General features: G+C 40.9%; 9 protein-coding genes and 1 tRNA gene. 5 read left to right on the top strand and 5 right to left on the bottom strand.

Annotation, left to right across the window (positions count from 1 at the left end; genetic code table 11):
- The first annotated feature begins 6 nt into the window (after positions 1-6).
- Positions 7-453 carry a DUF4351 domain-containing protein gene (locus tag HUN01_RS20265; protein WP_181927703.1) on the top strand — a complete coding sequence of 149 codons (447 nt, stop codon included), beginning with the start codon at positions 7-9 and terminating at the stop codon, positions 451-453.
- A gap of 69 nt (positions 454-522) precedes the next feature.
- Here HUN01_RS20265 and HUN01_RS20260 read toward each other — a convergent pair whose 3' ends face one another.
- Both HUN01_RS20260 and HUN01_RS20255 read right to left on the bottom strand, forming a co-directional pair.
- Positions 523-1,335, bottom strand: a complete 813-nt coding sequence (locus HUN01_RS20260; protein ID WP_181927702.1) for a class I SAM-dependent methyltransferase — start codon at positions 1,333-1,335, stop codon at positions 523-525.
- A 90-nt stretch (positions 1,336-1,425) separates the two neighbouring features.
- Complete coding sequence (locus tag HUN01_RS20255) at positions 1,426-2,607, bottom strand: RtcB family protein (protein ID WP_181927701.1); 1,182 nt, start codon at positions 2,605-2,607, stop codon at positions 1,426-1,428.
- Positions 2,608-3,027: 420 nt separating this feature from the next.
- On the opposite strand from HUN01_RS20255, the gene HUN01_RS20250 reads away from it, so the two are divergent.
- From HUN01_RS20250 to HUN01_RS20235, 4 genes are all read left to right on the top strand, one after another.
- The gene (locus HUN01_RS20250; protein WP_181927700.1) at positions 3,028-3,915 is read left to right on the top strand and encodes a class I SAM-dependent methyltransferase; all 888 of its coding nucleotides are present in this window, start codon (positions 3,028-3,030) and stop codon (positions 3,913-3,915) included.
- Positions 3,912-4,640: an HAD family hydrolase gene (locus HUN01_RS20245; protein WP_181927699.1), complete on the top strand. Its 729-nt coding sequence runs from the start codon at positions 3,912-3,914 to the stop codon at positions 4,638-4,640. Before HUN01_RS20250 ends, HUN01_RS20245 begins: the two co-directional genes overlap by 4 nt.
- 65 nt (positions 4,641-4,705) lie before the next feature.
- Positions 4,706-4,778 (top strand) — tRNA-Ala (locus HUN01_RS20240).
- Positions 4,779-5,543: 765 nt separating this feature from the next.
- A complete protein-coding gene (locus HUN01_RS20235) occupies positions 5,544-6,167 on the top strand; it encodes a transposase (protein ID WP_181927698.1) in 624 nt (207 codons plus the stop codon).
- Positions 6,168-6,236: 69 nt separating this feature from the next.
- Here the strand turns inward: HUN01_RS20235 and HUN01_RS20230 are convergent, their stop codons facing one another.
- The 3 genes from HUN01_RS20230 to HUN01_RS20220 form a co-directional block, all read right to left on the bottom strand.
- Positions 6,237-7,541, bottom strand: a complete 1,305-nt coding sequence (locus HUN01_RS20230; protein ID WP_181927697.1) for an NF041680 family putative transposase — start codon at positions 7,539-7,541, stop codon at positions 6,237-6,239.
- A gap of 287 nt (positions 7,542-7,828) precedes the next feature.
- Entirely contained in the window at positions 7,829-8,443 is a 615-nt protein-coding gene (locus HUN01_RS20225) for a hypothetical protein (RefSeq protein WP_181927696.1), read from the bottom strand.
- Positions 8,444-8,583: 140 nt separating this feature from the next.
- On the bottom strand, positions 8,584-13,968 hold the full coding sequence (locus HUN01_RS20220; RefSeq protein ID WP_238845503.1) for a WD40 domain-containing protein: 5,385 nt from the start codon (positions 13,966-13,968) through the stop codon (positions 8,584-8,586).
- Positions 13,969-14,167: the final 199 nt, after the last annotated feature.

The following is a 14,167-nucleotide window of genomic DNA, read 5'->3' as shown; positions in this document are numbered from 1 at the left end:
ATCACAGTGACATACGACAACACTCTTAAATATCTGGTTGAGCAGTATCCAGAAGATTTTATCCGCTACTTACTTGTATCTGAAGCAACGGATATCCAGATTCTCAAAACAGAATTAAATCAAGAACCAATTCGTCAGTTTTTGAGGAGAGAAGATATGAGAGAATCTGCCATTTATCAAGAAATTCTCCAAGAGGGACTTCAAGAAGGGAGACAACGAGGCATTGAACAAGGCATTGAACAAGGCATTGAGCAAGGCATTGAGCAAGGAAGACAATCAGAACTGAGGCTAGTGATGCGTCTATTAACTCGTCGGCTCGGTTCAATTAATTCTCAATTACAATCTCGGTTGCAAGATTTGTCCCTGGCTCAGTTAGAAGACTTGGGTGAAGTACTACTAGATTTCGCCAGTGAAGATGATTTGATGAATTGGCTGAATAGAGTCCAAACTTAGAGCGATTAATCACTTACAAGCTACAACAAAATTCTCCTTTTGCTCAGTCGCACACTAATCTTACTTGCTTCACGCCTTTTGGCAAGTTACAAAAAAAGTCAGATTTTCGTACCAAGATTTTTGCTCAGTCGCCTCTGCTTCAATTTTTTGACGATACTCTGCTTTTAATTCTGCCATTTGCCCTGATGAAACTTGTAACAATGGGTTTTCTCTAGGATGAAACCATCCTCCATTCCATTCTCTAGCTTGATCTAGATTGCGGTAGAAACCTAATTGTTGTGTCTTGACTTCAATATCTTTAAAACCAGCTTCTACAAGCAGATTATGACACTTTTCGGGAGTGCCTGTCGGCTCATTGATATTTGTCAGAAAAATATCATGTTTGCCACAAATTTCCATTATGAGTGGCGCTCCACATGATTGCTCAGAGCAACAAGAAAAACTCACAACTCCCCCTGGTTTGAGAAAACCATACCATTTACGTAGAGCAGCAAGAATATCTTTAAAATACACTATCGCTGTAGAGCAAAGAATTACATCAAAACTTTCATCATTGAAATTTATGTATTCGGCATCAGCTTCAATTAGTTCGATATTTTGCAAACCTAATTCTTCAATTTTCTGTTGTGCTTGAGCTAGCATACCTGAAGAAAAATCTACTCCAGTTACTTTTCCTTCAGAACCGATAATTTGTGCAACAGCAATGGCAATGATACCTGTGCCAGTTGCCATATCTAATACTTTTTGTCCCTTTTGCAGTTGAACTAAATCTAGTAGAGGTAGAGCGCGATGAATTGTGTAATCGTTGTCGTAGCTATTTCTGCTATCAAAGAAATCAATTACTTTTTTCTTATATTGCTGTTCGTATTCACTATTTTGCATGACAAGTCTATTTACTTAAAAAAATCATTTATTCTTCAGCGGATCTTTACGTTTAAAAATGAAAAAGGCGGGCACTACCCACCTACAAATTTATCCCTTAACACAAAGAACTTGCTTGAGTGTTGCTACAACTTCAACTAAATCTGCTTGATTTGCCATAACTTGCTCAATCGGCTTATAAGCACCAGGAATTTCATCTAACACACCCTCATCTTTACGACATTCTACGCCATTTGTTTGCTCTATCAAATCATCAAGTGTGTAGACATTTTTTGCCTTATTTCTAGACATCAAACGCCCTGCACCGTGAGAACAAGAACAGAAGCTGTGGGCATTACCTTTACCTTTAACGATGAAAGACTTCGCCCCCATCGAACCAGGAATAATCCCATAATCTTCAGTCTGGGCGCGGACTGCACCTTTACGAGTAACATATACATCCTCGTCAAAATGCACTTCTTTTTCGGCGTAATTGTGATGACAATTAACTTGCAATAAAGGTTTAGTTGCTTTCCCACCGACTAAATGCTTCTCAACTATGTGCTTAAAACGCGCCATCATCACATCGCGGTTGACACGCGCATAGTTTTGTGACCATTGTAAATCGTGCCAATATGCCTGGAATTCTGGCGTACCTGCGACAAAATGAGCTAAATCTGGGTCAGGCAATTTATTACCTGCCATTTTTGCTAATTCTCTAGCTGTGTGAATATGACACTGGGCAAGTTTATTACCAATGTTACGCGAACCAGAATGCAGCATCAGCCAAACTTGATTCTCTGTATCGAGGCATACTTCTATAAAGTGGTTTCCTCCACCCAGAGAACCCATTTGTTTCATTGCTTTACCTTGTAGGTCTTGCACGCCGCGATGTAAGTCTTTAAAATCATCCCAGTGTTGCCAATTGCTGACGGATTTTTCAACGTCTTTATTTTCGTTGAATCCAGTTGGAATTGCTGCTTCAATATCCAGGCGAATTTTCTTCAATTTACCTTCTAGTTGTTCGGCGGAAAATGATGTTTTGATAGCGCTCATACCGCAACCAATATCCACACCGACAGCCGCTGGTATAATTGCCTCTTTGGTTGCAATTACAGAACCCACTAAAGCACCTTTTCCTAAGTGAACATCTGGCATTAATGCCACGTGCTTAAATACAAATGGTAATGATGCCACATTCTTGGCCATCTTGGTTTCTTCTGGCCCCAAAGAGTGATTTGCCCAAGATAAGACGGGTGCTGGTGTGGTAATTTCTAACTTTTCGTAGGGCATAATTGTTTCTATTTTGGATTTTGAATTTTATATTTTCGATTGGGTCTATGTCACTAATAAGTATCGGTATGACCTATAACTCATTATCGATAGGACTAGTACCGCAAGGCGGAATTAAAAATTAAAAATTAAGACAGCTTAAGGGTTTTGTTGATTGGGAATGGGTGGTTTATTTCCGCCGTGCTGTACTAGTTAGTTGTAGCAATTTAAATGTCATATTGTCTTTCATTTTGTTCACTCTATTTTCGTGAAGCTGAAGAACTACTTTTAGAGAGTAGCCTCTTTATACTACAAATGTAACTAAAACTATTACAAACGTCAAGCCTATACCACAGACAGAAAGCAGATGTTTTATAAATGTATTAAAATTTGTAAAGAAAATTACTTTACTTAAGTAAACTCTTAAAGTTCTGACACAATATGACAGTGCGTCAAGATACAATCTGGGAACGTTTTTTATCCCCTATAGTGCGTCTTTTGATTGATGAAGACGGGTTACGGCGTTACGCTGATAGTATTGACTGGGAGAAAGAGTGCGATCGCTTCCAACGAGATGATGTGATAATTCCGGCGTACTACAGTAGTCAAAATTTTCATGGTGTTACAGGCGGATATCTCAATTCCAGTGCAGCAGTTACTTACGATCCGATTACCCAATATGTTCTGCCACCGAATGAAAGTATTGTCCGTCAGGCTTTAATTGATGCCGTCAAGGTGAAACCACGACGCATACTTGATTTAGGTTGCGGCACAGGTTCCACAACTTTAATGTTAAAACAGGCTTTCTGGCAAGCAGAAGTTATCGGTTTGGACTTATCACCCTATATGCTGGTAAGGGCAGAAGATAAAGCTAGAAATGCCGATTTAGATATAGTCTGGCGACATGGAAATGCGGAAAAAACGGGTTTGAGTGATGCAACATTTGACTTGGTGACGGCTTCTTTGCTATTCCACGAAACACCAGATGCGGTGTCACTAGCAATTTTGCGGGAAAGCTTCCGGTTGCTGGTAACTGGAGGGCAAGTATTGATTCTAGACGGCAATCAGAAGACTCTGCGTCAGCTAGAATGGCTCAATGATGTTTTTGAGGAGCCATATATTCGTGAATATGCAGCTAGTAGTATAGATGCGAATATGGGTGCAGCTGGATTTGAAGCAGTGCGATCGCAGGATGTATGGTGGATAAATCAGGTAACCAGCGGCGTTAAACCAATCAAAACCGAAAATATTCGGCGGTATGCTCCCACATCAATAGATAATAATGATTTGGAGGGACTTGGTTCTCCAGCGTTTGGCATAATGGCATGAGTTTAAAGGCAGTTCTCTTTGATTTTAATGGTGTGATCATTAACGATGAGCCAATCCATCTGCAACTGATAGATGAGATTCTCATTGAAGAAAATCTCCAACCCCAAAAAGTGAGTGAGCGTCAAGCTTCTTTGGGACGTAGCGATCGCGCTTGTTTTCAGCAATTACTCGCGAATCGTGGTAGAGTAGCCAACGAAAACTATTTAACTCAGTTGTTGTACCGCAAAGCCCAAGCTTATACGGTGGAACTAGAGAAAATAGAGAAACTGCCTTTATATTCAGGTGTAGAAGACTTAATATTTCAGGTGCGATCGCGGAATCTGAAATTAGGACTAGTCAGTGGCGCTATTCGCAAAGAAATAGAATTGGTACTCCACCGAGCTAAACTAGCCGAGCATTTTAAAATTATCGTAGCAGGTGATGACATCACCACCAGTAAACCAGAACCCGATGGTTATCTACTGGCAGTGAAACACCTAAATAAAGAATATCCGGAATTGAATCTTCAACCACACGAATGTCTGGCAATTGAAGATACTCCAGCTGGTATCGAGGCGGCGAAGCGATCGCAAATGCAAGTTGTTGGTGTAGCAAATACTTACCCATTCCACATGCTCCAACGCTGCTGCAACTGGACTGTTGATTATCTCAGTGATTTAGAACTCGAACGGGTGCAGAAGGTTTATTCTCAAAAAGAGCCTCAGCCATCGGTAACTGAGTGTTAGAATACTCTATGGTGATAGTGGATTGAGTTAAAGAGTGATATTACTCTTGACTTGATACCGATCAAGGGGAATTAGCTCAGTTGGTAGAGCGCTGCGATCGCACCGCAGAGGCCATCGGTTCAAATCCGTTATTCTCCATGTGTACATTAAATAATTATTGTCACTTTTAAAGAATTAATGTCCAGTTTTCCAAGTTCAGGGGCATAAGTTACGTATTTTCGGGGCTTTCAGCAATCAAATCAGTTTTAAATAATTATTGTCCAGAGTTGAAACCAGTTTTAAATAATTATTGTCCAAAATCAGCCTGTAAAACTCGGCTATATATATATGTTTTCTAATTTAATTTATATAGAGCAAGCCCAAGGCTCTTGAATTACAGGGTAGCTTTAAAGCACTTTATTTGCAGTCTAATTACAAAAATTTCCTACCTCTTGTTTTACTGTTTTCACCGAAACAGAGGCTTCGCTACTATCTAGCTGCGTTTTACGTGCGATCGCAGCACTCCTTTCAAACCACCCTAATACAAAATTATATAACCAAAGCGCCTACTTCGGGGATCATAACTTTCAACCCACCACCTAACGAGAGGGCTTTGGAAACCGCACCCGTGAAAACTCTTGCCAACAATGGCTTCTGAAGGCAAAATTGACAAGCCTCCTTCAATTCCTATTTTCTACAGCCAATGAATAAAATTTTATTCATGACTAAAACAGTAATACCCAGTGCCTGGAGTTTAGACTAAATACGAGCAAACGGAAGATAACACCAACAGACTTACGGAGCTAAAAAATCACACTACAAATAAAGAACAGAAACCTCTCGAAAAAGAAAAAGTGGTCAGTCATGTTGAACTAACCACTTTTTGGTCAATGCTGAAAAGAGGAAATATCTTACAGCTTGACCATGACATTAGATAAGCTTAAACAATTCCGCACAGGAATATACACCATCCTGGGCAAAGCCAAAGATGCTTTATTTGACCTGATGGATGCAGTGTTGGTAACACGTAGTGTTTATTCATTTGCAGAATTATCGGTAAGTCCAGTATTTAGAAGAAAGTGGTCTAGTACCTATGAAGCAATACAAGACGGTGAGCCACCCAGAACAGAATTAATGAAGTTGTATATAAAACAACAGTCAGTTAGAGAACAAATAGTCTTAGCAGGAGATCATACAGCTTGGGCAAGACCTGATGCGCGCACACTTCGAGAACGAACTTTTGAGCATCAAGCCCATCCAATGTCAGGGGCAAAACCAGTAACAATAGGACAAGGTTACAGCACCATAGCAATAATTCCAGAAACAGAAGGCAGTTGGGCATTACCGTTATTACATGAACGGATTACAAGTTTTGAAAACCCGATTCAAAAAGCTGCGGCACAACTAAAACTTGTTTGTGAAAATTTGCCAACACGTCCGATTAGCTTGTGGGATGCGGAATATGGCTGTGCAAGTTTTGTCAAACAAACTGCCGACATTGCCGCAGATAAATTAATGCGCGTGCGTTCTAACTGGAGTTTAGACTAAACGCATGACAAAGTAACTCAGGATAACTGAGTCACAAGCATTACACCCCAAAATTGAAAAATCAAAGAATTAAGCAGATTGTGGCACTTGTTTTTTTTGTTTTGCAGTGCTTTTTTTGACAGTTGGATAACGAATTCTACGAGTGCGAGTTTGACCTTCTGTCCATCCAGGGGATTTTCCACGAGGTTTAGGAGGAACAGCAGGTGTCCCAATTGCCGCGAAAATTTCTCCCATCGCTTGAGCTACTCGTCCGGGACTCAGCTTGGGTTTTGGTTTTTGCCAGGGTAAAGGGTTGTCGGTGACAAAATCGCGTGCTAACCATAATTGCCAAGTCATCAGAGGTAAAAGATCACTCCATCGCTCACACTGTTCAGGAGTGCTGAGATTTGGAAGCGTCCAATGTAGTCGTTGCTTGGCAAATCTATACCAATGGTCAATCGCAAATCGGCGAAAGTAAAGTCGCCATAATTGTGATAAAGCCGGCATTTCAACTCCAACCCACACTAACCATAAAGGTTTTGTCTTCGCCTCCCCCAATTCATCAGTTCGCTGGATTTGAATCAGATTCATTGAGTGTTTAGCAGACTGTTGAAAATGCAGATTACACCACAGACGGATGCACATCTGCCCCATTTTGGAATCATTAATCTCTAAACTTTGGTCGGGTGTCCACCATGTAGTTGAGTCGTTCACCTTGAACTTATCACCATGAATCCTCGGACGACCATGACCTCGATAAACTGGCGGCGCACCATAGAGTAGTCGATTAGAACGCACGCGCATTAATTTATCTGCGGCAATGTCGGCAGTTTGTTTGACAAAACTTGCACAGCCATATTCCGCATCCCACAAGCTAATCGGACGTGTTGGCAAATTTTCACAAACAAGTTTTAGTTGTGCCGCAGCTTTTTGAATCGGGTTTTCAAAACTTGTAATCCGTTCATGTAATAACGGTAATGCCCAACTGCCTTCTGTTTCTGGAATTATTGCTATGGTGCTGTAACCTTGTCCTATTGTTACTGGTTTTGCCCCTGACATTGGATGGGCTTGATGCTCAAAAGTTCGTTCTCGAAGTGTGCGCGCATCAGGTCTTGCCCAAGCTGTATGATCTCCTGCTAAGACTATTTGTTCTCTAACTGACTGTTGTTTTATATACAACTTCATTAATTCTGTTCTGGGTGGCTCACCGTCTTGTATTGCTTCATAGGTACTAGACCACTTTCTTCTAAATACTGGACTTACCGATAATTCTGCAAATGAATAAACACTACGTGTTACCAACACTGCATCCATCAGGTCAAATAAAGCATCTTTGGCTTTGCCCAGGATGGTGTATATTCCTGTGCGGAATTGTTTAAGCTTATCTAATGTCATGGTCAAGCTGTAAGATATTTCCTCTTTTCAGCATTGACCAAAAAGTGGTTAGTTCAACATGACTGACCACTTTTTCTTTTTCGAGAGGTTTCTGTTCTTTATTTGTAGTGTGATTTTTTAGCTCCGTAAGTCTGTTGGTGTTATCTTCCGTTTGCTCGTATTTAGTCTAAACTCCAGAATTTATTTATGCCTAGATACTGAATGGTAAACGAGTTGTTTAACTTATCTTATTTTTTAGCAAATTTTAAAACTTGACCAGGTAAGTTACATTAGCACCTGCAATATATTTAAACAGCAGTTAAAACAGGCTGAAAAGGTTGCAATAAAATACCTAAAAGTTTATCAACTTCTTTAATATAGTATTCAGTCGAATCTATATAAACAGTCGTCTCTTCTAAAAATAAAAACTTCCAGTTAGTTCCACTAGTAACCGAGCCGTAAATTCGCCCAACTTCATTGCCTTGATTTTGATTGAACAGTTGCGCTGCAATCATTGCCGCTACACATTGACCCAGACCGCCGATAATATCTTCTTTTTTCGCTTCAAAAATAAACATTACCGGAGCAGAAAGAAATAATTGTTCTTGGGAATTGCTGATGATGTAATCGCAAAAGCCTTGTAAGCCTTGAGTTGCATCAACATTAAATTCATTTCCAGAGAACAGTGATATTTTATTATTTAATAATCGTCTGACTTCTGCGAGGATTGGTGCAATTAAAAACTCTGACCTTGCTTTTTCGGTTGAAATTGCAGTTGCTAAAGGAATGTAATCTATTAAAATCGTTCTGAGTGTTTCTGATGGTGTAACAGGTTTTGTATCAACAAATAAATTCCGAGTTTCATCGAGTGTTAAATCAAAACTCTTTTTCACCTTAGCGAGACTAAAATCGCTGTATGCCATCCTTCCACCTTGTGATTATTTATAGCAGTTCTCGAATGGAAGCAACACTTTTAACCTCTCTTCAAACCTCTCTCTTAAGAGGAGAAAGGCTTTGAATCTTACTCCCCAACGCTAGCAGGGAAGGGGCTGGGGGTTAGGTCTTACTTAGCTTGATTTGCTAACTCTTTCGCTCTCGCCTGGGAATCAAACTTTAATTTATTATCCCACTGCTGTGCTTTGCCAAACTTTTCAACAGCGCCATTAATATCATTATTTCGCGCTAACTTTTCACCTTGGATGACTAACACTGTTGCACCTTGCGTCAAACGAGATTGAGTTTGGCATGTTTGCAACTCTTCTAACACTTCTGGATGGGCAATGAGGTAATTATTCAGCAAATTGCAACCACTGAGTAATAAATTATCGAAATCCAAATCCCATAAAATTATCGTTTTGTCATAACCACCAGAAACTAACTGTTTTCCATTGGGGCTGTAGCCGACGCTAAAAACCTCACTCCTATGACCAGTCAGGGTTTTGAGTAGTTTACCACTGCTGACATCCCAGATTTTGATCGTCTTGTCATAACTAGCGGAAGCTAACTGTTGTCCATTGGGGCTGTAGGCAATACTTCTGACCCCACTGCTATGACCAGTCAAGGATTTGAGGAGTTCACCACTGTTGATATCCCAGATTTTGATAATGTTGTCTTCACTAGCGGAAGCTAACTGTTGTCCAGCGGGGCTGTAGGCAACGCTATAAACTGTACTATTATGACCAGTTAGGGATTTAAGGAGTTGACCATTGCTGACATCCCAGATTTTGATGGTATTGTCACGACTAACGGAAGCTAACTGGTGTCCATTAGGGCTGTAAGCGATATTATTTACCGCACTGGTATGATCAGTCAGGGATTTGAGGAGTTGACCACTTTTGGCATCCCAGATTTTGATAGTCTTGTCTTCACTAGCGGAAGCTAACTGTTGTCCAGTGGGGCTGTAGGCAACGCTATAAACTGTACTATTATGACCAGTTAGGGATTTAAGGAGTTGACCATTGCTGACATCCCAGATTTTGATAGTGTTGTCAGCACTAGCAGAAGCTAACTGTTGTCCATTGGGACTATAGGCGACGCTATATACATTACTGCTATGACCAATCAGCGATTGGCGGAGTTGACCACTGTTGGCATCCCAGATTTTGATGGTCTTGTCACTACTAGCAGATGCTAACTCTTGTTTATTGGGGCTGTAGGCGACACTAATAACCCAATTACTATGACCAGAGAGGGATTTGAGGATTTTACCACTGCTAACATCCCAGATTTTGATGGTCTTGTCACCACTAGCAGAAGCTAACTGTTGTCCATTGGGGCTATAGGCGACGCTATTGACCCAACTGCCATGACCAGTCAGGGATTTGAGGATTTTAGCACTGCTGACATCCCAGATTTTGATAGTCTTGTCAAGACTAGCGGAAACTAAATCTTGTCCGTTGGGGCTATAGACGATGTTCTTGACTACACTTCTATAACCATTCAAGGATTGGCGGAGTTTACCACTGTTGATATCCCAGATTTTGATGGTCTTGTCACCACTAGCAGAAGCTAACTGTTGTCCATTGGGGCTATAGGCGACACTATAGACCGAATTGCTATGACCAGTCAGGGATTTAAGGATTTTACCACTGTTGATATCCCAGATTTTGATGGTCTTGTCACCACTAGCAGAAGCTACCTCTTGACCATTAGGGCTGTAGGCAACGCTATTTACCGCACTGCTATGACCAGTCAAAGATTTGAGGATTTTACCACTGCTGACATCCCAAATTTTGATGGTCTTATCCCAACTAGCAGAAGCTAACTGTTGTCCATTGGGGCTGTAAGCGACGCTAATAACCGCACTGCTATGACCAGTCAGGGATTTGAGGATTTTACCACTGCTGACGTCCCAGATTTTGATGGTTTTGTCAAGACTAGCAGAAGCTAACTGTTGTCGATTGGGGCTGTAGGCGACGCTAATGACCCTACTACTATGACCAGTCAGGGATTTGAGGAGTTTGCCACTGCTGACATCCCAGATTTTGATGGTTTTGTCATCACTAGCAGAAGCTAACTGTTGTCCATCGGGGCTGAAGACGACGCTATTGACCCAACTGCTATGCCCTTCTAAAGTATTCACCTCGATCGCTCGATTTTCTTTCTTCTCGTTTGGCTTTAAATAAACCGCTTGCTGTAAAGTTGCCACAGTTAGCATTGAGATATCACTTCTGTGCTGTGCCCAAAGTGTATGCTTGAGTTTGCTACTTGCCCTTAAGGCCGTTATTAAAGCATCTGGATATTGTCCAGAGACAGCAAAGGCTTCAGAAGAATTATTGATGGCGTTAATTTGACTAACATTTGCCTCTATTGCCCACTGGAATGTTGCCGCAGCTAAAACAGCAAATCCTAAACCTGCGGTTATGGAACCAAAAAGGGCGCGTTTGAAAACACGATTAAGTTTTACTTCACTTTGTTTTCTTTGTTCTCGTTCTTTTTCCAGTTCCGCCATCACCTGTTTTAACTTCGGTTCCTGTTGCTGGCGGATAAAGGCGGCAATATAGTCATGTACCAGTTGATAACGGTCGGCGAAGTTTTCTGGTAGCAAAACCACTAAGCCGGATTGGACAAGAATCTCCAACACTAAATCTAATTTACTAATTTCAGAACCTTGTTCCGCCCTAGCTTCTGATCCCCCCGCCTTCGGCGATCGCCTTAAAAAGGGGATAGAAAGAATAAAGCCCCCCTTTTTAAGGGGGGTTGGGGGGATCTCAGAGAAATAAGGCATCAAATCGCGTTCTAACTCAGCGCGAGTCTTCAAAGGGCGAGTTCCTTTTTCATCCGTCAGCAAATACATTAATATGTCTGCTGTTTGCTGATTTTCTTCACCACAATCATTAACAACTTCATCCAAATAACGCTTAACCAATTCGTCCTTAGTGCCACGTTGCAGATATTCCGCCAAAGTTGTAATATTCTCCGTTTGCAGTTGTGCCCCCACAACCTGCAACTCAATGGGACGAACTTCACCCAATTCTCCGGCTAAATCCAGCACCATTTGTTCAACTAAAGCAGGTTCTAAGCGAAAACTAGTATTTTCAATTAAACGCTGAATAATTGACTTCGCATCAGCAGGTGAGAAGTTCCCCAACTTGTAAAGCACATTATTGCTGAGAATATCATTGCCAATAATCTTGAGACTGGACAAATCATTGCACTCTAGCAAGTAATGGATGTAATCTACCCGCAGTGATAAGATTACTTTCACTGATAGAACATTCAGACACTCTCCCAGAAACTCAAAGAATTGCTTCCTTTGTAGAGGTTCGGTGTAAACAAAGAAAAATTCCTCAAATTGATCAAAAATTAACACCGTGCGGAGGTTGCGCTGTTCGTTTTCTTTGAGTTTGGATATTAAATATTGCGGAGTTCCGAGTTCTGAGACTCGAAGTTGACCTTCTGAAGCTCGACGTTGACCTTCTGAGGCTCGACGTTGACCTTCTGAGGCTCGATGTTGACCTTCTGAGGCTCGATGTTGACCTTCTGAGGCTCGATGTTGACCTTCTAATCCTCCCCCATCCCCCTCATCCTCCACCCTGCGAGAAGCTAAAGCTACATCCCCCTCATCTCTTCCCAAAAGATTCCCCAACTCTTCCACCCAGTTGGTATAAACACGCATTACTACCGACAAATAATCTTGAGTACCGATCGCTTTATTCTTTAAAGCTGGCACTAATCCCGCATTCACCAGGGAACTTTTGCCGACACCCGATTGCCCATGAATTACTATCAACTTATAATCAGGGCGACCCATGCGTTCAATCAAACGTTCTACATCCAAGAGGCGACCAGATGCAGCAATTTCTGGGGCAATGTTTCCTTGGGGAGAGTTTGAGCGCAATGTCTCGACAAATGCCTGTTTGGTAGCTTCTAATCTACCTGCACCAATAAAAGCCCGCAAACCAAATTGCTGTTCAATAGAACGCTGTTGCTGTTTGATTTTGTATGCTTTGAGATATTCTTTCTGCTCAAAGTAAAGCTGCTGCAAAAATCTGAGAATATCCAAGTAAAGTCTGACATCTTCTAGGGGATTACCTACATTCCTAGCAGTTTCTAAGCTGAGAGTTGCCTGTTGAGTTTGACTTAATTGGTATTGAGAACGGCCTAAAATAAACTGATATAAACTCAAATCTTTTGATTTTAAATCTCTTTCGGGAATATCAGATAAAATCCCTGATGTATTTGCTGATTCCAGATTGGGAATCGTAGAAAAAATCTTTAAGGCTTGCTGAACAAGCTGATTTGCTTTGACCCAGTTTTTTTGAGCCAAAGCTACCTCAGCTAAAAAACCGTAATCTTTAGCTAATTCTCTTAGCTGGTTGTTATTTTGATGGATTACTAAAGCTTGTTCGGAAAGACTCTGCAAGGTTTCCCACTTTTGCAAGTCTCGCAAGATATCACCGAATTTAACTACTGAATTAGCAATTAAATTTGGACTTCTCAATCGGCTAATAAAATTTATATACTCTTGAATATAATGCCAAGTTGCTTGCCAATCTGGATGATTGATATCTTGATGTTTAAAAGCTTTTAAATAATAACAAAAGCCAATCTCACTAAGGATTTTTACCTGTCGTTTCATGGAATCGGAAAAACCTCTCTCCAAACCTCTCTCCTGCAAGGAGAGAGGCTTTGAATTCTCCCCCTTAACTTGTAGGGAAGGGGGCTGGGGGGTTAGGTTTTGAGGATGAGGTGAAAACTCAGGGACTTTTGCCTGTCGTTCTAAATTATGACTTTGCTGCCAGAGTTTATCAGCTTTGTGATAATGCTCTAACGCCGAATCTGTTTGATTATTTATCTGTTTGATAAAACCTAACAAAGATTCTAAATTAGCTTCAATTTCTAAATTATAAACATCTGGCTTTTTAAGTAATTCTCTTTGCGCCGCTTCTAACTCATTTTCCAGTTTGATATATACATCTACGCTAAATTTGAAGTTATTACTAAACCATTGATTAGCTGTTTCGATAATAAAATCTACTAATTCTTGTGTTGATATGGCAAAATCTCTCGTAGTTGCCCAACTTTCCAAATCAGGCGCAAGTTGTATTAGTTGCTTGTAGATTTCATCGTCAATCCACAACACTAAGGGAAAAGCAAAATTCTTGCGAAACTCCTCTCTCACTTGATTTGCAGAAGTTAACATCACAGACAAATTCTGCACTGATTCCAAACCCACAACCATCACACAGGCTGGCATTTCTGCGCCGAATTCTTCCTGAATTGCAGTATAAAGAGTCCTGTTAGATTGCTGCACTGCCAAGACACGAATTTCAACTTGACAAATTTCCTGCAATTTGGAGATTAAGCGATCGCGCAAGCTAGCATAATTACACCGTGCCAATATCAGCTTAAACTGTCCCACAGAGGATTCGATCGCCCAAGCTAATTGTTTCAGAGAGCGATTGCTGCTTACACGATCATCTTCTGGTGATTGCGAGTCTGTCATAAGCTTATGTGCTTTTCAGGTGCGAATTTTGACTATATGTTTTGACGTTGAGTCAACATATCCCGCCTTGCACTTAAGTGCAAGGCTAATAGCTGAAGTCCACTTCAGTGGACTAGTAGACTGGAAGTAATTATTAGTCCTCTTAAGAGGACTTTAGCTATTAGCCTGGGATTTTAATCCCTGGCGGGTGAGTGGGTAA

Source organism: Nostoc edaphicum CCNP1411 (assembly GCF_014023275.1).
Classification (GTDB): Bacteria; Cyanobacteriota; Cyanobacteriia; order Cyanobacteriales; family Nostocaceae; genus Nostoc; species Nostoc edaphicum_A.
This window is presented reverse-complemented; position numbering and strand designations above follow the sequence as displayed.